Genomic DNA, 20048 nt, shown 5'->3' on the forward strand with positions numbered 1-20048 from the left:
TGACCGACTGACAGACAACAACATGACCCAACAACTGCAAACCATCATCGACAACGCCTGGGACAACCGCGCCAGCCTCTCGCCCGCCGCCGCCCCCAAGGAAATCCAGGACGCCGTCGAGCATGTGATCGCCGAACTGAACAACGGCACGTTGCGCGTGGCCACCCGTGAAGGCGTGGGCCAGTGGACCGTACACCAGTGGATCAAGAAGGCCGTGCTGCTGTCCTTCCGCCTGAAGGACAACGAAGTCGTCAAGGCTGGCGACCTGGGCTTTTATGACAAGGTGCAGACCAAGTTCGCGCACCTGTCCGAAGAAGAAATGAAGGCCACCGGTGTGCGCGTGGTGCCCCCCGCCGTGGCCCGCCGTGGCAGCTTCATCGCCAAGGGCGCGATCCTGATGCCGTCTTACGTGAACATCGGCGCCTATGTGGGCGAAGGCACCATGGTCGATACTTGGGCCACCGTGGGCTCGTGCGCGCAGATCGGCTCCAACGTGCACCTTTCGGGTGGCGTGGGCATCGGCGGCGTGCTGGAACCCCTGCAGGCCGGCCCCACCATCATTGAAGACAACTGCTTCATCGGCGCCCGCTCCGAGGTGGTTGAAGGCGTGGTCGTCGAAGAGAACTCCGTGCTGGGCATGGGCGTGTACCTGGGCCAGAGCACTCCCATCTTCAACCGCGCCACCGGCGAAATCAGCTACGGCCGCGTGCCCTCGGGCTCGGTGGTGGTGAGCGGCAATCTGCCCAAGACGGCGGCCAACGGCGCGCCTTACAGCATGTACGCCGCCATCATCGTCAAGCAGGTCGATGCGCAGACGCGCTCCAAGACCAGCATCAACGACCTGCTGCGCGACTGATTCCGCTGCACAAGGGCGGCCTGTTTGGCCGCTTTGCCGACAGAGACTGACAACAAGAGGGACACACCATGAGCACAATGGAACGGATTCTTCGCCTGATGGCTGAGAAAAAGGCCTCCGACGTCTATCTGTCGGCCAACGCACCGGCGCTGATCAAGATCAACGGCGAGTGCGTGCCCATCAACAACCAGATCCTGCCGCCCGATGCGCCGCGCAACCTGCTCTCCGAAGTGGTCCCCCCGGACCGCATCGAAGAGCTGGAAGAAACCGGCGAACTCAACATGGGGGTGCCGCTCAGCGGCGTGGGGCGCTTCCGTATCAGCGCCATGCGCCAGCGGGGCAGCTATGCGGTGGTGATCCGCTTCATCTCGCAGCAGATCCCCGAGTTCGACACCCTGGGCCTGCCGCCCGTGATGCGCGAACTCATCATGGAGAAACGCGGCCTGATCCTCATGGTGGGCGCCACGGGCTCGGGCAAGAGCACCTCGCTCGCGTCCATGATCGACACCCGCAATGAGGCCATGACCGGCCACATCCTCACCATCGAGGACCCGGTCGAATACCAGTTCAAGAACAAGAAATCCATCGTCAACCAGCGCGAGATCGGCAGCGACACGCAATCGCTGCAAACCGCCCTGAAAAACGCGCTGCGCCAGGCGCCCGACGTGATCCTGATCGGCGAAATCCGCGACCGCGAAACCATGTCGGCCGCCATTGCCTATGCCCAGTCGGGACACCTGTGCCTGGCCACGCTGCACGGCAACAACAGCTACCACGCGCTCAACCGTATCCTGAGCTTCTACCCCGTCGAAGTGCGCCCCACCATGCTGGGCGACCTGGCCTCCGCCATGAAGGCCATCATTTCGCAGCGCCTGGTGCGCACCGTGGACGGAAGCCGTGCACCCGCCGTGGAGGTCATGCTCAACACCAAGCTGGTGTCGGACCTGATCGAAAAAGGCGACTTCTCGGGCGTGAAGGAAGCCATGGAAAAATCCATGGCCGAGGGCTCGCAGACCTTCGAGGAAGCCCTGGCCCACCTCATCATGGACGCCAAGATCGACCGCAAGGAAGGCATGTCCTACGCCGACTCCCCCACCAACCTCATGTGGCGCCTGCAGAACGACTTTTCCCTGGCCGCCAACGCTGCCAAGGCCCAGAAGGAAGCGCGCGATGCACCCGACGACGCCCCTTCGTTCACCGAAATCGTGCTGGACGTCAAACCAGCGGCATGAAATGTCTCCCCCCTGAGTCGCCTACGGCGCCTTCCCCCCTGGGGGACGACGCCCTCGCTGCGGGGCGGCCCTTGCTAGGCGTCTCTCGCCTAGGCCGCGCTGATGCTTACGCATCGCTCTCTAATCACCGCTGACTGCACGGCCCCATCCCACCGAATCCCCAATGTCCCGCACCCTGCACCTGGCCGAACAGCTCATCGCCCTGCCCTCCATCACCCCCGACGACGCGGGCTGCCTCAACCTGCTGGCCGCACGGCTGGCCCCGCTCGGGTTTGAGTGCGAGCGCCTGGACAGCGGTCCGGCCGACTTCCGGGTCAGCAATTTGTGGGCAAAAAGGCCTCTACCGCGCGACCAGCTTGCCCAAGCAGCTATCAAAACAGTAGTATTTGCAGGCCACACCGATGTGGTGCCCACCGGCCCGCTGGCACAGTGGAGCAGCGACCCGTTCGTGCCCACGCACAAGGACGGCAAGCTCTACGGCCGTGGCGCCAGCGACATGAAGACCTCGATCGCCGCCTTTGTGGTGGCGGTGGAGGAGTTCCTGGCCGCCACGCCAGAACCCTTGGTTCAACTCGCCTTTTTGCTCACCAGCGATGAAGAAGGCCCCTCGGTGGACGGCACCAAGGTGGTGGTCGAGCAGCTCAAGGCACGCGGCGAGCCGCTGGATTACTGCATCGTGGGCGAGCCCACCTCGGTCGAGAAGACCGGCGACATGATCAAGAACGGGCGGCGCGGCACCTTGAGCGGCAAGCTCAGCGTGCGTGGCATCCAGGGCCACATCGCCTACCCGCAGCTCGCGCGCAACCCCATCCACCAGGCCCTGCCCGCCCTGGCCGAGCTGGCTGCCACCGTGTGGGACCACGGCAATGCGTTTTTCCCGCCCACCAGCTGGCAGATCAGCAACATGCACGGCGGCACCGGCGCCACCAATGTGATCCCGGGCGAGGTCGTGATCGACTTCAACTTCCGCTTCTCCACCGAATCCACGGCCGAAGGCCTGCAGCAGCGCGTGCACGCCATGCTGGACCGCCACGGACTGGAATACGACCTGCGCTGGACGCTGGGCGGCCAGCCCTTCCTGACCACCCCGGGCGAGCTGGTCACCGCCGTGCAGCAGGCCATCACCGCCGAGACGAGCATCACCACCGAACTCTCCACCACCGGCGGTACCAGCGACGGCCGCTTCATTGCCCAGATCTGCCCGCAGGTCATCGAACTCGGCCCACCCAACGCCAGCATCCACAAGATCGACGAGCATGTGGTGGTGGCCGACATCGAGCCACTCAAGAACATCTACCGCCGCACACTGGAAAACCTGCACGCGCAGGCCCTGGCAGCGACAGCGGTGCCCGCATGAGCACGCCCAAAACACCACACCCCGCCGTCACGGGCGACACCGTGGGCGCTCTGGTCGAATCTGGCGCCCAGTGCCTGCGCTCGGCCGGCGTGTCCTTCGGCCACGGCACCAGCAATGCCCATGACGAAGCCGCCTGGCTGGTGCTGTGGCGCCTGGGCCTGCCGCTGGACAGCGACCTCTCGGACGCCCCGGATTCGATCAAAAATCAGCCCGTACCGCCCGACCAGCTTGCCTTGATTGCTACACTTTTTGAAGAACGCATCACCACCCGCAAACCTGCCGCCTACCTCACACACGAGGCCTGGCTGCAAGGTGTGCCCTTCTACGTGGACGAACGCGCCATCGTGCCGCGCAGCTTCATCGCCGAACTGCTGGCCGACGGCAGCGTGGACGGCTTCCTGAGCGAAAACACCCGCCAGGTGCTGGACCTGTGCACCGGCAACGGCAGCCTGGCCGTGCTGGCCGCCATGGCCTGGCCCGAAGTACAAGTGACCGGCGCCGACATCTCGCCCGACGCCCTCGCCGTGGCCCGCATCAACGCGGACAAACACGGCCTGCAGGACCGCATCCAGCTGCAGCTCTCCGACGGCCTGGCCGCCCTGCCCGGCCCCTGGGATTTGATCCTTTGCAACCCGCCCTATGTCAACGCCGCCAGCATGGCCGCGCTGCCCAGCGAGTACCGCGCCGAGCCCGAACTGGCCCTGGCCGGTGGCACCGACGGCATGGACTTCGTGCGCCAGCTGTTTGCCGCCGCACCCGCCTGCATGACGGAAGACGCCGTGATCATCCTGGAGATCGGCAACGAGCGCGCGTACTTCGAAGCGGCGTTCCCCCAACTGCCCGTTTTCTGGCTTGATACCAGTGCGGGAGAAGACCAGGTTTTGCTGGTCACCCGGCAGGCTTTGGCCGCCCAAGCCCGCCTCACGGCACAATAGAGGGTTGCGCGCCGCCGCCCTGTGCATCGGTTCCACCGATTTGCACTCGCGCTGGCCCCCTGATTTTTCATGCCACCCGCCTTGTGCGGGTGCGTCTTTTTCTGAGTTCCGGATGATCACCCTCAAGAACGTTACCCTGCGACGCGGCACCAAGGTCGTGCTCGACAGCGTGTCCACCACCATCAATCCCGGCGAAAATGTCGGTCTGGTGGGCCGCAATGGCGCGGGCAAGTCCAGCCTGTTTGCCTTGCTCAACGGCAAGCTGCACGAGGATGGGGGTGACTTCTACATCCCCACCAGCTGGCGCATGGCCGAGGTCGCGCAGAACATGCCTGAGACCGATCAATCGGCCACCGACTTCGTGCTCGAAGGCGACACCCGCCTGGCCGAAGTCCAGAAACAGCTGGCCGAGGCCGAAGCCAGTGACGATGGCATGGCCATCGCCCACGCCTATTCGGACCTGCACGATGCCGGTGCGCACGATGCCGTGGCGCGCGCGCAGGCGCTGATCCTGGGCCTGGGCTTTCGCGTGAGTGAGCTGGACCAGCCGGTCAACAGCTTCTCGGGCGGCTGGCGCATGCGCCTGCAATTGGCGCGCGCGCTGATGTGCCCCAGCGATTTGCTGCTGCTGGACGAGCCCACCAACCACTTGGATTTGGACGCACTCGTCTGGCTCGAAGCCTGGCTCAAGCGCTACGCGGGCACCATGATCGTGATCAGCCACGACCGCGAGTTCCTGGACGCTATTACCAACGTCACCCTGCAGATCCAGCAAGGCGAGCTGAACCGCTACGGCGGCAACTACAGCAAGTTCGAAGAACTGCGCGCCCAGCAGCTGGAGCTGCAACAGGCCAGCTTTGCCAAGCAGCAGGAGAAGATGGCCCACCTGCAGAAGTTCATCGACCGCTTCAAGGCCAAGGCCAGCAAGGCCAAGCAGGCGCAAAGCCGCGTCAAGCAGCTTGAACGCATGGAGAAGATTGGACCCGTGCTGGCCGAAGCCGACTTCACGTTCGAGTTCAAGGAACCGGCCAACCTGCCCAACCCGATGCTGGCCATCAGCGATGCGTCGTTTGGCTATGTGGACGACGAAGGCGTGCCCACCACCATCCTCACGGGCGTCAACCGCTCGGTGCTGGCGGGGCAGCGTATCGGCATCCTAGGCGCCAACGGCCAGGGCAAGTCCACGCTGGTCAAGACCATTGCGCGCACCATGAAGGCCCTGGGCGGCAGCATCACCGAGGGCAAGGGCCTGAACATCGGCTACTTTGCCCAGCAGGAACTGGACGTGCTGCGCCCCAGCGAGAATCCGCTGGAGCACATGATCCGCCTGGCCAAGGAGCTGGGGGCAGAAGCCAAGCAACCGAGCCGCGAGCAGGACCTGCGCAGCTACCTGGGCAGCTTCAACTTCACGGGCGACATGGTCAAACAGGCCGTGGGCACCATGAGCGGCGGCGAAAAAGCCCGCCTGGTGCTGGCCATGATCGTCTGGCAACGCCCCAACCTGCTGCTGCTGGACGAACCCACCAACCACCTGGACCTGGCTACCCGCGAGGCCCTGGCCATGGCGCTCAACGACTTTGACGGCACCGTCATGCTGGTCAGCCACGACCGTGCGCTGCTGCGCTCGGTCTGTGAGGACTTCTGGATGGTGGGCCGGGGTGTGGTGGGGCCATTTGACGGCGATCTGGACGACTACCAGCGTTACCTGCTCGAAGAGTCCAAGCGCCTGCGCGAAGAAGCACGGCTGGCCGAACAGGCACAGGTGGCGGGGGCGAACACCACAGCCGCCGCGCCCTCGCCCGCTGTTGCTCCATCGGCCCCTGTCGCCGCTCCAGTCTCAACGCCCTCAGCCCCCGTAACCCGGGACGGCCGCGAACAGCGCAAGATCGACGCCCAGACACGCCAGCAGCTGGCCGAGAAAACCCGCCCGCTCAAAAAGGAGCTGGAGCAGATCGACAAGCGCCTTGCGGCACTGTCTGCCGAACGGGCCAGTCTGGAGCAGAAACTGACCGAACCCCTGCCCCCCGCCGAGATTGCCGAGTGCGGCCGACGCCTGAAAGTGGGGAACGACGAAACGGCTCAGCTGGAAGAACGCTGGCTTGAAATCTCTTCTGCACTGGAAGAAATTTCGGCGGCCACCGCCACCTGAGGATGTAAATTCCTGTAAAGAATCAAGCGTCTTTTTGGCACCTACCGCCTTACAGCAAAGAGATTGTTGCTGCTTAATTTATAGCAATTTGATTGTAAACATTCGGGCACTTGCGGTTGCATTTTTTTGCGAAACGCTGTCAACGGACTGTGAATGGGCCGCGTTGTTGGTACATCACAGGAGTTTTCCAGCATGAACACCACCGCAATCTTGTCCGCTTGGCCCGAAGACGAACGCGATCGCAAGCGCGCCCCGGCCCGCTTCTGAACGAAGGCGCGGCAGCCCGTTCTTCTATTCGCAGCCCACGCAATGACCGCCACGTTATCAATGCAAAAACTATGCCACAGCATGATGAACGCATTGACTTCGCGGCCCGTTGTTTGAGTCCACCGAAGAAAGGTCCGTAGGCAGCCCCTTCTTCCTCTGCTCCTCCCAATAAAAAACCCCGCATTGCGGGGTTTTTTATTTTCCCAAGGGGCCCACGGCCCCAGAGATCAGCCCATGTGCAGGCCGCCGTTGACCGAGAAGTCGGCGCCCGTGGCGTAGCCGCCTTCTTCCGAAGCCAGCCAGGCGATGATCGACGCGATCTCGCTGGGTTCACCCAGGCGCTTGACGGGCACGGTGGCGACGATCTTTTCGAGCACGTCGGGGCGGATCGCCTTGACCATGTCGGTGCCGATGTAGCCCGGGCTCACGGTGTTGACCGTCACGCCCTTGGTAGCCAGCTCCTGGGCCAGGGCCATCGAGAAGCCATGCATGCCCGCCTTGGCAGCCGAGTAGTTGGTCTGGCCGGCCTGGCCCTTCTCGCCGTTCACCGAGCTGATGTTGACGATGCGGCCCCAGCCCTTTTCCACCATGTCTGCCACCACCTGCTTGGTGACGTTGAACATGCTGTTGAGGTTGGTCTCGATCACCGCATCCCAGTCTTCGCGCGACATCTTGAGGAACATGCGGTCACGGGTGATACCGGCGTTGTTCACCAGCACGTCGATGGTCCCGTGTTCGGTCTTGGTCTTGCCGAACGCTTCCACCGTGGAATCCCAGTCGCCCACATTGCCCACCGATGCGTAGAAGGTGAAGCCCAGGGCTTTTTGCTCTGCCAGCCACTTGGCGTGATCACGGGTAGGGCCACAGCCGGCGATGACCTTGAAGCCCTCCTTGTGCAGTCGTTGGCAAATGGCGGTTCCGATACCACCCATGCCACCGGTGACATACGCGACTTTCTGGCTCATGTGATTTCTCCTTGTTAGTGATTTGCCCAGCACCCACTCTACCGAAGAAAACAGGCCCCGCCGTGAAGGAAAACACTGAAGCCCTTTCCTTTTTGGCATATCGGCATGCGTCACACATCTGACACAACGCGGGCCCTCTTCCAAGTCACCGCTTTGGTGCACGGCACATGCTCGTGCCCGCCTGGTGCACATCCAGGGGGCATGGCAACGATCAGAAACAAAAAAAGCCGCGTTGCAACAACGCGGCTTTTCACTCAGGCCACACCCAGAGCGTCCACACCGAATGGCGAGACGCCCAGCGACGCGGCGGCGAGACCGTCAGCCCATCAGCGCTCCAGCGCCAAGGACACGCCCATGCCGCCGCCGATGCACAGCGCGGCCAGGCCCTTCTTGGCGTCGCGGCGCTGCATCTCGTGCAGCAGCGTCACCAGGATGCGGCAGCCGGATGCGCCAATGGGGTGGCCGATGGCAATGGCGCCACCGTTCACATTGACCTTGGCAGGGTCGATGGCGAGTTCCTTGTTCACGGCACAGGCTTGTGCTGCAAAGGCTTCATTCAGCTCGAACAGGTCCACGTCAGCCGCGTTCCAGCCTGCACGCTGCAGGGCCTTGCGCGACGCGGGCACGGGGCCCATGCCCATGGTGGCGGGGTCCAGGCCGCTGGTGCCAAACGCCGCGATGCGGGCCAGGGGCTTGAGGCCGAGGGCCGCCGCTTTTTTGGCGCTCATCACCACCACGGCGGCGGCGCCGTCGTTCAGGCCCGAGGCGTTGCCCGCCGTCACGCTGCCGGCCTTGTCGAACGCAGGGCGCAAGCCCGCCAGCGCTTCGGCGTTGGTCTTGCGGTTGAGGTACTCGTCGGCATTGAAGAGGATGGGGTCGCCCTTCTTCTGTGCCAGGCTCACGCCCACGATTTCGTCGGCAAACTTACCTGCGTCCTGCGCGGCGGCAGCTTTTTGCTGGCTGCCCAGGGCCAGAGCATCCTGCATGTCGCGGGTGATGCCATAAGCCTTGGCCACGTTCTCGGCCGTGATGCCCATGTGGTACTGGTTGTACACGTCCCACAGGCCATCGACGATCATGGAATCGACCATCTTCCAGTCGCCCATGCGCTGGCCGTCGCGCGAGCCATTCAGCACATGGGGTGCCAGGCTCATGTTCTCCTGGCCGCCGGCCACCACGATGTCACTGTCGCCCCAGGCAACGGCCTGGGCGGCCAGCATCACGGCCTTCAGGCCCGAGCCGCACACGGCGTTGATGGTGAGGGCCGGAGTTTCCTTGGCCACACCGGCCTTCATCGAGGCCTGGCGAGCGGGGTTCTGGCCCACGCCAGCCGCCAGCACTTGGCCCATGATGACTTCGCCGATCTGGTCGGACGACAGGCCCGCGCGCGCAATGGCCTCGCGGATCACGATGGCGCCCAGTTCGCTCGCGGGCGTCTTGGCCAGCGCGCCACCAAACTTGCCCACAGCGGTGCGGGCGGCCGAAACGATGACGATGTCTTCCATGGAATGTCCTTGTGGTTGGAGGTTGTTGCTGGGTAATTTTCGTGGTGCAGGAAGTCGGGACAGGTCAGGACTTTTGCGTATCAGGATTTCTGCTTAACGTAGCTGCCAGGGGCTGGCTCTAGGGCCTTGAACTTGGTGCCTTTGCCATAGCCCTTGGGCGCAGCAATCTGCTTGCCCGCATGGCCCTTGAGCCAGTTCGACCAGTCGGTCCACCAGCTGCCGGGGTGTTCGGTGGCACCATCCAGCCATTGGTCCAGGGTGGCGGGGAACTTGCCGTCGGCGCGTATCCAGTGGCTGCGCTTGCCCTTGGCGGGGGGGTTGATCACGCCCGCAATGTGGCCCGATGCCCCCATCACAAAACGCTTTTTGCCCGGCAGCACCTGCGTGGACGCATAGGCTGCCGTGGCTGGCACGATGTGGTCTTCGCGCGAGCCGTAGATGTAGACGGGCAGGTCCACCTGGCCCAGGTCCATCTTCTCGCCGCACACCGTAAGCTTGCCGGGCTGGATGAGGCTGTTTTCGAGGTAGAAATTGCGCAGGTACCAGGCGTAGAAGGGGCCAGGCAGGTTGGTGCTGTCGCTGTTCCAGTAGAGCAGGTCAAACGGCGGCGGCGTTTCGCCCTTGAGGTAGTTGCCCACCACGTAGTTCCACACCAGGTCGTTGGGGCGCAGAAAACTGAAGGTCGAGGCCAGGTCCTGCCCCTTCATCAGGCCGCCGCTGCCCATCTGCATCTCGCGGAACTTCACGAACGCCTCGTCGATGAACACGTCGAGGATGCCGGTATCGGAGAAATCAATCAGCGTGGTGAGGAAGGTGGCGCTGGCCACAGGCTCGTCGCCGCGCGCGGCCAGCACGGCCAGCGCATTGCTCAGAATGGTGCCGCCCACACAGAAGCCCAGCGCATTGATCTGCTCGGCCCCCGTGATGTTCTGCACCACATCGATGGCGGCCATGGCGCCGTCTTCCACGTAGTCGTCCCAGGTCTTGTGGGCCAGGCTGTCGTCGGGGTTGCGCCAGCTCACCACAAAGGTGCGGTGGCCTTGTTCGACGGCATAGCGGATCAGCGAGTTCTCGGGCTGCAGGTCGAGAATGTAGAACTTGTTGATGCAGGGTGGCACGAGCAAAAACGGTCGCTCGTACACCTTGGCGGTGAGCGGCTTGTATTCGAGCAGCTGAAAGAGTTCGTTCTCAAACACCACCGCGCCTTCGGTGGTGGCCACATTGCGGCCCACCTCGAACAGGCTCTCGTCGGTCATCGACACGTGGCCCTGCGTGATGTCGTGCAACAGGTTCTGCATGCCTTTGGCAATGCTCTCGCCCTTGGTCTCGATGGCTTTTTTCTGCGCTTCGGCGTTGAAGGCCAGGAAGTTGCTGGGCGCCATGGCCGCCATCCACTGCTCCACGCCAAAGCGGATGCGGGCCTTGGTTTTTTCGTCGGCCTCCACCGCGTCGGCCAGGCCCATCAGGGTGCGGGCGTTGAGCAGGTAAGCGGCGGCCGAGAACGCGGCCACCGGGTTGCTGGCCCAGCCCTCGCCGGCAAAGCGCTTGTCCTTGACCTCGGGCGCCCCTTGCAGGCCCTGGGCCCACAACTCCTGGGCTTCTTTCAGGTACTGCTGCTGCAAGGCCTGCAGCTTGGGCGGCGAAAGCTGCAGCGCCGGGGCCGTGGGCATTTGCGCGCCCAGGTCCATCTTCTGAAACGATTGCAGCGCCTGCGACCAGCTTTGCCCGAAAATCTGTTGGAACTGCTGGGCGCTCTCAGCCCAGGGTGATTCAGAATTCATGCTCTTTCCTCAATGGTTGATCGCTCGCAGCGGCAGAAGACCTTGGCGATCTCCCCCTCGGGTTCATTGTTGCCGACCCATTGGCGCATGGCAACGGATCCGGCACTTGCAGTGAACACAATTCAATGTACCTCATCGTCATCGCCTGGACCTACGTCACCCTCATGATGGCCGTGGCCGAAGCCACCAGCCCCACGGGCACGCTGCTCGGCGCCATCATCACCTTTGTGCTGTATGGCGCGCTGCCCATGGGCATCCTGGTCTACATCCTGGGCACACCGTCGCGCAAGCGCGCCATCAAGGCGCGCGAAGCCGCCGAACAGGCCGCCTACGATGCGGAGCAGGCAGCGGCAACAACCGCATCAGCCACGCCAGATGCAGGCAGCGAAACGCCCGCTGGCACCGAGCACGGCCGCGTCGCGCCGGTGCGAAAAGAACCGTGAGGCGTTGGTCACCGTGCACCAGGGCGCCGTGCTGTCGTTGCCGTAGATCTGGGTGATGCCCAGGGCCCGCAGTCGCAAGCGGGCCAGGCCTGCCAGGTCGCACAGGTACTTGCCTGGAGCGTCTGCGCGGGCCACAAAGCAGTCTTGCGCGACGGCATCGGCGTCGCAAAACGCTGCGCGCACCTCAGGCCCCACTTCAAACGCCTGGGGGCCGATGCAAGGACCCAGCCAGGCCAGCGTGTCTGCAGCCACGGCAGGCACACCAGCACTCGCTTCACTTTTAATAGCTACTGAGGCAATAGGGGCGCGCGCAAAGGCCTCAAAACGTTCAAAGGTGGACTCCAGCACCCCTTGGCCGCCCTCTCCTGCCAACCCGCGCCAGCCCGCATGGGCGGCAGCCACCACCTGGCCATTGCGATGGGCCAGCAGCACTGGCAGGCAATCGGCCACCATGATGGTGCAGACGGTACCCGGGGCCGTGGCCACGCAGGCGTCGGCCTCGGTGCCATCAGGGGTGACGGCATTCAGGTGGACCACGCCGTCGCCATGCACCTGGTTCAGAAACACGGCCCGCGCCGTTGGCGTGCGTGCCTGCACAGCCGCTTGCAGTGCCTGCCGGTTGGCCTGCACCGCAGCCGGGTCGTCGCCCACATGGCTGCCCAGGTTCAGACTGTCGTAGGGCGGCAGACTGCTGCCCCCCGTGCGCGTGGTGCACAGCGCCCACACGCCGGGCGGCGCGGGCCAGTCGGGCACCAGCCAGTCGGCGCCCGCACCGCCAGGCGTAGAGGGGATGGCCATCAGGCCTCGAAGTCCGGGCAGGCCGAGGGCTGTGCCTGCTGGAACGCAGGCAGCGCCATGCAGGCCTCAAACGCGCCCATCGTCAGCGGCAAGCCGTCCAGATTCACGTTGAAGCGCTGGCCATTGAAGATCTGCGGCACCAGGCAGCAATCGGCCAGGGTGGGCGTGTCGCCCCAGCACAGCACCGACGGCGCCAGGCCCTGGGCGGCACGCTCCTGCGCCAGCAGCGCGAACTGCCGCTCGAAAGCCTCCAGCCCGCTGCGCACCCAGTGGCGGTACCAGGCGTTCTTGGCGTCTTCGTCCACCTTCAGGTCGCGCACCAGGTACTTGAGCACGCGCAGGTTGTTGATCGGATGGATCTCGCAGGCCACCATCTGCGCCAGGGCCCGCACGCGGGCGCGGGCCAGCGGTGTGGCGGGCAGCAAGGCGGGCGTGGGGTGGGTCTCGTCCAGGTATTCGATGATGGCCATCGACTGCGACAACGCCGTGCCCCCGTCCGTCACCAGCGTGGGCACCAGCGCATCGCCGATGCGGCTCGCGTACTCCGGCGCCTTGTGCTCGCCTTTGACGAGGTGCACAGGCAGGTAGTCATAGGCCAAGCCCTTGATCTGCAGCGCGATACGCACACGGAACGAGGCAGAGGAGCGGAAATAGTTGTAGAGCTGCATGGAGAAACCCGTCGATGAATCGATGAACCGGTGGAGGAGCCAGGGAATGCTGCTGCGGCGGCGCCCCGGCGGCCGAGAGCGCAGGTCAGGCGCCCGAGGTGCCTGCCGGGTCCTGGTGGTTGTAGACCACCTTGGACAGGATGGACATCAGATCCACCCGCTCCTGCGCGTTGAGCGGGGCCATCAGGCGCTCCTGCACACGCTGGGCGGCATCGCGCATCTGCAAGGCAGCCACTTCGCCTTCGGGCGTGATCCACAGGAGCTTGCGGCGGCGGTCGCGGGTGTCGGGCTCGCGGCGGATCCAGCCCCGTTTTTCGAGCCGCCCGATGACCGAACCCGAGGTCGCCGCATCAAACGCCACCCGCGCAGCCAGCGTGACCTGGTCTTCGCCCGGCTGGGCCAGCAGCTCGTGCAGGATGGCGAACTGCACCGGCGTCACGTCGAACCCGGCGGTTTCTTCCATGAAAAGCGCCACGGTCCGCTGGTGGGCGCGGCGCACCAGGTGGCCCGGCGTGTTGTGGAAATCGAAGCTCTTTGCCATGGGCGCGAGTGTAGCGCCCCACAGCAGGCGGCCCAGAGCCATGGCACACTGCCACGGGGTGCGCACCACCCCACCCGGCCAACACCCACGGCTTGCGCACAAACCGGTGACAGCGGCATGCTGCACCGCTGGTTGGCGCAGGCCCCACCCCATGAAAGACCGACAGACATGAGCTACGTGTTTACCCCCGCCCCCGTGGCCAGCGTGCCCGTGGTGGGCAGCGGCAACCGCTTCCCCGTGCACCGCATCTACTGCGTGGGCCGCAACTACGAAGAACATGCCAAGGAAATGGGCTTCACCGGCCGCGAGCCGCCCTTCTTCTTCATGAAGCCCGCCGATGCCATCGTGGTGGTCAACACCGGTGAAACCGGCCAGCTGCCCTACCCCAGCCTCACTGCCAACCTGCACCACGAGATCGAGCTGGTGGTCGCCATCGGCAAGGGCGGCAAAAACATCAAGGCCGCCGATGCGTTCGCGCACATCTACGGCTACGCCGTGGGCCTGGACATGACCCGCCGCGACCTGCAGAACGACATGAAGAAGCAGGGCCGCCCCTGGTGCATCGGCAAGGGCTTTGACGCCAGCGCACCCATCGGCCCCATCACCCCGGCCGCGCAGGCAGGCGATGTGGCCAACGCCGCGATCTGGCTGCAGGTCAACGGTGCCGACAGGCAGCGCAGCACGGTGGCTCAGCTGATCTGGAACATCGCCGAAACCATCGAACACCTCTCGGCCGCCTGGGAGCTGCAGCCCGGCGACCTGATTTACACCGGCACCCCCGAAGGCGTGGGCGCCGTGGTGCGCGGCGATGTGCTGGAAGGCGGCGTGGAGGGCCTGGGCACGCTGCGCCTGAGCGTGGTGTAGGCCCGCCTGGAGCCTGCCTGGAGCCCACCTGCGGTCCCGCCGAGGCGCGCCTCCAGGCTCCAAATACTCATTTTTTGATAGCTATCAGCGCTTACCCAGCGGGCGCAGAGGCCATTTTTAGATCAAAATCCCGCATGACTTTTCGCAGCCCCATCAAACACTGCCGCGCCTGCGGCACCGCCGTGGTCTACCGGCTGCCGGACGACGGCGACACCAAACAGCGTGCGGTGTGCCCCGCCTGCAACACGGTGCACTACGAAAACCCGCTGAACGTCGTGGGCACCGTGCCCGCACTCCCCGATGGGCGCATCCTGCTGTGCAAGCGCAACATCGAACCCCGCTGGGGTAAGTGGACGTTGCCCGCAGGCTTCATGGAACTGGACGAAACCACGGCCCAGGGCGCCGCGCGCGAGACGGACGAAGAAGCGGGCGCACAGATTGAGATGGGCCCGCTGTTCAGCCTGCTCAACGTGCGCCGCGTGGGCCAGGTGCATCTGTTCTACCGCGCCACGCTGCTCAGCGACCAGTTCAACCCGGGGTACGAAACCATCGAGGCGCGGCTGTTTACAGAAGATGAAGTGCCATGGGACGAGATTGCCTTTCGCACCGTAAAGGAAACGCTGGAGGCCTACTTTGCAGACCGCAAGGCGGGCAGCTTTGGGCTGCATTGCATTGATGTCGAGTAGCACAACGAACAGCCTGAACCGCGATGAAAGAGCCCAAAGCAGACTCTGTCAACAGCTATCAGAATTGAAACTAGTGCCTGACTGTATTCATATCTCACTTTCCATTCACAAAGGTAAATGCATGAAATACCCGTTTGTCCTCTCCATCGTGCTTATTTCGCAGGCAGCCTCTGCAACTACCGGTGCTTGTGTCATGCGCCCATTTCCAGATAGCCAGCTGCTGAATGTTTCCTCTGCAGGCTGGGCCTCCAAAGATGAGCCTTTGGTGGCTTGCACTATCGTGAACCCCGAAATCAGCAATGATTCCGGGATAGCATTTTTTTCCGAAACTTTAACGGGCGATGCCTATCTGGCCTTGCGCTACGTCGATAAACCTTTTCCGATCCGTGTTGCAGACAATTGGACGACAGAGGTCCCTGAATCACAGCGCGCTAACCTGGCCGGTGCATTGAGAAACCCATTGAAAGAGACCGATGCGGCCATCGTGCTGCATGTGGACAAATCACTCTACCAAGGCCTCCCGGACGGGGCGAAAAATCTCGCTACTTATAGATACGGCGTGTGTGCCTACGGCTACCCCAAAGAAGGTCGTGCATGGACTACCTTGTCTATCAGCACATTGACCCAGTCCGCTTGCCCGTGGCAGAACGTTCCACCAGTGAACTACTTTGAGCGATAGCCACACGCATGAGGGGTGTGTGCAGGCCATCTAACTTTTCACGGCACAATTCCAAGGCGTTGATTCAGCCACCCTGCGACAACGCCCCCTCGGGCTCGTCGGCAAAGGCCCGGGCGATGGCTTGAAATTCGGCCTCATTGGCCAGAAAAGCATCGACCAGGGCCGGGTCGAAGTGGCTGCCCCGCCCTGCCGCCACAATGCCTACCGCCTCCTCGTGGGTCATCGCTTCCTTGTAGACGCGCCGGGTGATCAGGGCGTCGTACACATCGGCCAACGCCATCAGCCGGGCGGACAGCGGAATCGCATCCCCCGCCAAGCCCAGCGGATAACCGCTGCCGTCCCATTTTTCCTGGTGCGAGTAGGCGATCTCCTTGGCGAGGCGCAGAAAGGGCACGGTCTTGCCCAGGCGCTGCTCAGCCATTGCAATGGCATCGCGCCCCAACGTGGTGTGGGTCTTCATGATTTCGAACTCGTCCGGCGTGAGCTTGCCCGGTTTGAGCAGGATGGCGTCGGGAATGCCCACCTTGCCCACATCGTGCAACGGCGCACTTTTGTAGAGCCATTCGATGGTCTGCTCGTCCAACTGCGGCGCGTAGTCGGGGTGGCTGAGCAGCGCGGTGGCCAGCAGGCGCACGTAACGCTGGGTGCGCAGGATGTGATTGCCCGTGTCGTTGTCGCGCGCCTCGGCCAGTGACGCCAAAGCGAGCACAGTCACGTCCCGCACGTCGCGCACTTCCTGCGTGCGGCGCTCCACCTCTTGCTCCAGGTAGCTGGATTTGTCTCGCAAGAAGTCAGAAGCCACCTTGAGGGTGAGGTGCGTGTGCACGCGTGCCAACAGCAGGGGCGGAACGACCGGCTTGGCGATGTAGTCCACCGCCCCCAGGGAGAAACCCAGCGCTTCGTTCTCCATGTCGTGGCGCGAGGTCAGAAAGATCACCGGAATGTCGCGCGTGCGCACATGGGCCTTGAGGCGGCGGCAGACCTCGTAGCCGTCAGGCTCGGGCATCAGCACGTCGAGCAGGATCAGGTCGGGCGGCGTGGCCTGGGCAATCTGCAGAGCGCGGTCACCGCTGGGCGCCACGCGCACCCGGTAGCGGGGGGCCAGCAGGTCGCTGATGAGCTGCAGGTTCTGCGGCGTGTCGTCCACCACCAGCACCGAGGGCCGCACGGCAGCTGGAATGAAATCGTTCATGTCAATGCTCCTGATCCACTCAGCGTACTTCCCTCTGCCGTATCCAGCACAGCCAGCGCGGCCGGGAAATCAAAACCGCGCAGGTGAGATTCAAAGGCTTCGAACTGAACGCCCATCAGGGCGCGCAGCTCTGCAGACCTGCGCTCCAGCAGGCGCCTGGCACGCGGATCGTCCAGCTCCAGCCTGGCCCTGAGCACCCCGGCCGTGCGCTGCAGGCGCAATGGGCTGGCTGGCCGAGTGCCGGGCACCGATACATCTGCCGGCAACACCGCCTGCAGGTGAGCCACGAGCGACTGCAGCTCGCGGGCCAGTTGCTCATGGCTGCTCCAGTGCGCGCGCTCCTGGCGGGCCGATTGTTCCACCGTATCGGCGTGCGAACGCAGCGCGCCCGCACCGATATGGGCCGCCAAACCCTTGAGGGTGTGGGCCAGTCGCTCAGCCAGCGGCCAATCGCCACCACGCAGGGCATCGGCCAGTTGCTCTGCGGTACCCGCTTGGCTGGCAGCAAACTCGCGCAGGGTGGCGATGTAGCGCGCGGGGCGGTCCATTGCGCGGCGCAGCCCACCGCGCGTGTCCAGATCAGGGATCGTTTGCAGTTGCTGCAGCACAGCCTGGTATTGGGCATCCGGTGGTGGCGCTTCACCCAGTGCGGGCGCCGAGCCATCGGCCGGTCCATCGTCGGCAGGCACCAGAAAGCGCCGCAATACGCGCCACAGGCTGGCGGGCTCGATGGGCTTGGCCACAAAGTCGTCCATGCCGGCTGCCTGGCAACGCGCACGGTCTTCGGCGAGGGCGTTGGCCGTCATGGCGACGATGGGCAGGCTCGCCAATGCCGGCAGAGCCCGCAGGCACCGGGTGGCCTCCAGCCCGTCCATTTCGGGCATCTGCATGTCCATCAGCACCAGGTCATAGTGTTGGCGCTGGGCCATCTCCACGCCAACACGCCCGTTGCCAGCGACATCCACCGCCAGGCCGGTTTCTGCCAGCAACTCGGCTCCCACCTGCTGGTTCAGCGGGTTGTCCTCTACCAACAGCACGCGCCGCCCCTGCAGGCCGGTCGGCACACCATGCGGCACGTCCCGCAGGGCCGGTGTGCCGTCCACGGGTTCGCGCGTGTCCCCTGGCAAGGGCTGGTCTGCCAGCAAGCGCAGCAAGGTGTCAAACAACAAGGAGGCACCCACAGGCTTGAGCAACACGTCGAGCTTGCCCAGCGCGTGGTGGCCTTGCTGCAGCCATTCCTCGCGCCCATGTGCCGTCACCAGCACCCCGCGCGGCTGTTTGCGCAAGCCCAGGCCCTGCATGCGCTCCAGGGTCTGCAGGCCATCCAGGCCTGGCATTTGCCAGTCCACCAGGGCCACATCAAAGGCCTGGTGCCGGTGGTCGGCCTCCACCGCCGCCGCCAGCGCAGCGGCGCCAGACGCCACGGCCTCGGCGTCAAAGCCCATTTGCTCCAGCATGTGCAGCAGCACGGTGCGCGCACTTTCGTTGTCGTCCACCACCAGCACCCGACGCCCCAGCAGGTCGGCGTGCTGCGGCGGCTGGGGCCGCTGGGACGCAGCCACTCCTAGGTCCACCGTGGCCCAGAATGTAGAGCCAACACCCGGCGCGCTCTCGACCCCGACCTCGCCCCCCATCAGCTCCACCAGTTTGCGCGTGATGGCCAGGCCCAGCCCGGTGCCGCCAAACTGGCGGGTGGTGGACGAATCGGCCTGCTCGAAGCTGCGGAACATGCGCTCCTGCTGCTCGGACGCCAGCCCCACCCCGGTATCGCGCACCAAAAAGCGCAGGCGCACCTGCTGATCGCTGCGCGCCTCGACCCGCACCATCACGCACACCTCGCCGCGCTCCGTGAACTTGATGGCGTTGTTGGTGTAGTTGATCAGCACCTGCCCGAGTCGCAGCGGGTCGCCAACCAGCCAGAGCGGCACATCGGGCGCCACGTCGTAGATCATCTCCAGGCCCTTGTCACTGGCGCGCTGCCCCAGAAGCCCGGCCAGGTTGTTGAGCAGCGCATCAAGTTCAAACTCGATGTGCTCCACCGTCATCTTGCCGGCCTCGATCTTGGAAAAATCCAGGACGTCGTTGATGACGCCCAGAAGATGCTGGCCGGAGCGCTGGATTTTTTCGAGGTAGTCCCGCTGGCGCGGCGTGAGGTCGGTCTTGAGGGCCAGGTGGCTCATGCCGATGACCGCGTTCATGGGCGTACGAATCTCGTGGCTCATGTTGGCCATGAACTCGCTTTTGACCAACGCCGCCTGCTCTGCCTGCAACGTGGCGTCGCGCAAAGCCAGGGTCACGCGCTGCAGGTTCTCGCGCATGGCCGCCAGGCGGCCCATGACGCTGCCGCTGTCTGTGCGCTCGCCCAGTTGAATGGGGGTCGCCAGATCACCGCTGGAAATACGGCCGATGGCCTGGTGCACCTCGTCCACGGAGCCGCCCATGATGCGCTCCAGCCGGGCCACAAAGGTGTTGAAACTGCGGGCGACCGCATCAAACTCCAGGCTGTTGCTGCTGGGCAGCCGCAGCGACAGATCCGCGTCGGCCGAGGCGATGTGCTCCAGCGCGTCGCGCACCGCGAACAGCGGGCGCAGCACCACCATGCGCAAACCCACCAGCAACACCAGTGCCACCAGCACATTGAGCGCCAGCATGACACCCACCAGACGCACCAGATCGCGCCGCACGTTGTCACGGATGGCCTGGGTGCTGGCATAGATGCGCACAACACCCAGAGGGTGCCGCGCCTGGCTTTCTTCGTAGCTCAGGCGCACGCTGCGCTCAACATCAGCCGGGGTCTTCGCCGGGTTCCAGGGCTGCCCCGAAACCCGGTTGGATGCCAGGTAGGCGGACTGCCCCTGCTCATCAAACACCTCGATTCCCAGCACATCGCCCGTGCCCAGTTCGGAGTCCACGATGGTGCGCACCAGGTTGTTTTCAAAGCGCCAGAGCGCATCGGGCAAATTACGGGACAACCTGGCCACGGCCGCATCCAGCTCCAAGTTCAGCTGCTGCAGTTTCTGCGCCCTGCTATCCCGGTAGTTGTAGGCACCAAAGCTGCCCAGCACCAGCGACACCACCATGACCAGCAGCACAATGAAGCGGTTTTGTATGGAGTTCATGAACCGGCCCA

The 20048-nt window shown here is 64.3% G+C and carries 17 protein-coding genes; 9 read left to right on the top strand and 8 right to left on the bottom strand.

Features of this window, described 5'->3' with window-relative positions:
- Positions 1 to 22: 22 nt before the first annotated feature.
- The 5 genes from dapD (at position 23) to A1D30_RS08505 (ending at position 6529) form a co-directional block, all read left to right on the top strand.
- Positions 23 to 856, top strand: a complete 834-nt coding sequence (dapD, locus tag A1D30_RS08485; RefSeq protein WP_063460306.1) for a 2,3,4,5-tetrahydropyridine-2,6-dicarboxylate N-succinyltransferase — start codon at positions 23 to 25, stop codon at positions 854 to 856.
- Positions 857 to 924: 68 nt separating this feature from the next.
- Positions 925 to 2088: a PilT/PilU family type 4a pilus ATPase gene (locus A1D30_RS08490; protein WP_063460307.1), complete on the top strand. Its 1164-nt coding sequence runs from the start codon at positions 925 to 927 to the stop codon at positions 2086 to 2088.
- Between the two features lie 163 nt (positions 2089 to 2251).
- Positions 2252 to 3445, top strand: a complete 1194-nt coding sequence (dapE, locus tag A1D30_RS08495) for a succinyl-diaminopimelate desuccinylase (protein ID WP_063460308.1) — start codon at positions 2252 to 2254, stop codon at positions 3443 to 3445.
- Complete coding sequence (prmB, locus tag A1D30_RS08500) at positions 3442 to 4380, top strand: 50S ribosomal protein L3 N(5)-glutamine methyltransferase (RefSeq protein WP_063460309.1); 939 nt, start codon at positions 3442 to 3444, stop codon at positions 4378 to 4380. Before dapE ends, prmB begins: the two co-directional genes overlap by 4 nt.
- A 112-nt stretch (positions 4381 to 4492) precedes the next feature.
- A complete protein-coding gene (locus A1D30_RS08505; RefSeq protein WP_063460310.1) occupies positions 4493 to 6529 on the top strand; it encodes an ATP-binding cassette domain-containing protein in 2037 nt (678 codons plus the stop codon).
- A 494-nt stretch (positions 6530 to 7023) separates the two neighbouring features.
- Here the strand turns inward: A1D30_RS08505 and phbB are convergent, their stop codons facing one another.
- From phbB to phaC, 3 genes are all read right to left on the bottom strand, one after another.
- Positions 7024 to 7761 carry an acetoacetyl-CoA reductase gene (gene phbB, locus A1D30_RS08510; RefSeq protein WP_063460311.1) on the bottom strand — a complete coding sequence of 246 codons (738 nt, stop codon included), beginning with the start codon at positions 7759 to 7761 and terminating at the stop codon, positions 7024 to 7026.
- 326 nt (positions 7762 to 8087) lie between these two features.
- Positions 8088 to 9266: an acetyl-CoA C-acetyltransferase gene (locus tag A1D30_RS08515; RefSeq protein ID WP_063460312.1), complete on the bottom strand. Its 1179-nt coding sequence runs from the start codon at positions 9264 to 9266 to the stop codon at positions 8088 to 8090.
- An 80-nt stretch (positions 9267 to 9346) separates the two neighbouring features.
- Positions 9347 to 11047 (bottom strand): class I poly(R)-hydroxyalkanoic acid synthase, encoded by a 1701-nt coding sequence (gene phaC / locus A1D30_RS08520; RefSeq protein WP_063460313.1) that lies wholly within the window; start codon positions 11045 to 11047, stop codon positions 9347 to 9349.
- A gap of 125 nt (positions 11048 to 11172) precedes the next feature.
- Between phaC and A1D30_RS08525 the strand changes: the two genes are divergently transcribed.
- Positions 11173 to 11490 carry a hypothetical protein gene (locus A1D30_RS08525; protein ID WP_063460314.1) on the top strand — a complete coding sequence of 106 codons (318 nt, stop codon included), beginning with the start codon at positions 11173 to 11175 and terminating at the stop codon, positions 11488 to 11490.
- On the opposite strand, the gene pgeF is transcribed toward A1D30_RS08525, so the two are convergent.
- From pgeF to A1D30_RS08540, 3 genes are all read right to left on the bottom strand, one after another.
- The gene (pgeF, locus tag A1D30_RS08530; RefSeq protein WP_063460315.1) at positions 11410 to 12288 is read right to left on the bottom strand and encodes a peptidoglycan editing factor PgeF; all 879 of its coding nucleotides are present in this window, start codon (positions 12286 to 12288) and stop codon (positions 11410 to 11412) included. The two genes, A1D30_RS08525 and pgeF, sit on opposite strands and share 81 nt — an antisense overlap.
- Positions 12288 to 12956: a maleylacetoacetate isomerase gene (gene maiA, locus A1D30_RS08535; protein WP_063460316.1), complete on the bottom strand. Its 669-nt coding sequence runs from the start codon at positions 12954 to 12956 to the stop codon at positions 12288 to 12290. The genes pgeF and maiA overlap by 1 nt, the downstream gene beginning before the upstream one ends.
- An 85-nt stretch (positions 12957 to 13041) precedes the next feature.
- Complete coding sequence (locus tag A1D30_RS08540) at positions 13042 to 13497, bottom strand: MarR family transcriptional regulator (RefSeq protein WP_063460880.1); 456 nt, start codon at positions 13495 to 13497, stop codon at positions 13042 to 13044.
- Between the two features lie 168 nt (positions 13498 to 13665).
- Between A1D30_RS08540 and A1D30_RS08545 the strand changes: the two genes are divergently transcribed.
- The 3 genes from A1D30_RS08545 (at position 13666) to A1D30_RS25455 (ending at position 15726) form a co-directional block, all read left to right on the top strand.
- Positions 13666 to 14361 (top strand): fumarylacetoacetate hydrolase family protein, encoded by a 696-nt coding sequence (locus A1D30_RS08545; protein ID WP_063460317.1) that lies wholly within the window; start codon positions 13666 to 13668, stop codon positions 14359 to 14361.
- Between the two features lie 134 nt (positions 14362 to 14495).
- A complete protein-coding gene (locus tag A1D30_RS08550) occupies positions 14496 to 15047 on the top strand; it encodes an NUDIX hydrolase (protein WP_063460318.1) in 552 nt (183 codons plus the stop codon).
- Positions 15048 to 15168: 121 nt separating this feature from the next.
- Positions 15169 to 15726: a hypothetical protein gene (locus tag A1D30_RS25455; RefSeq protein WP_131798430.1), complete on the top strand. Its 558-nt coding sequence runs from the start codon at positions 15169 to 15171 to the stop codon at positions 15724 to 15726.
- 64 nt (positions 15727 to 15790) lie between these two features.
- Here A1D30_RS25455 and A1D30_RS08555 read toward each other — a convergent pair whose 3' ends face one another.
- Entirely contained in the window at positions 15791 to 16918 is a 1128-nt protein-coding gene (locus A1D30_RS08555) for a two-component system response regulator (RefSeq protein WP_063460319.1), read from the bottom strand.
- Complete coding sequence (locus A1D30_RS08560; RefSeq protein WP_199865940.1) at positions 16915 to 20037, bottom strand: response regulator; 3123 nt, start codon at positions 20035 to 20037, stop codon at positions 16915 to 16917. Before A1D30_RS08560 ends, A1D30_RS08555 begins: the two co-directional genes overlap by 4 nt.
- Positions 20038 to 20048: the final 11 nt, after the last annotated feature.

Source organism: Acidovorax sp. GW101-3H11 (genome assembly GCF_001633105.1).
In the GTDB taxonomy this organism is placed as follows: Bacteria; Pseudomonadota; Gammaproteobacteria; order Burkholderiales; family Burkholderiaceae_C; genus Acidovorax.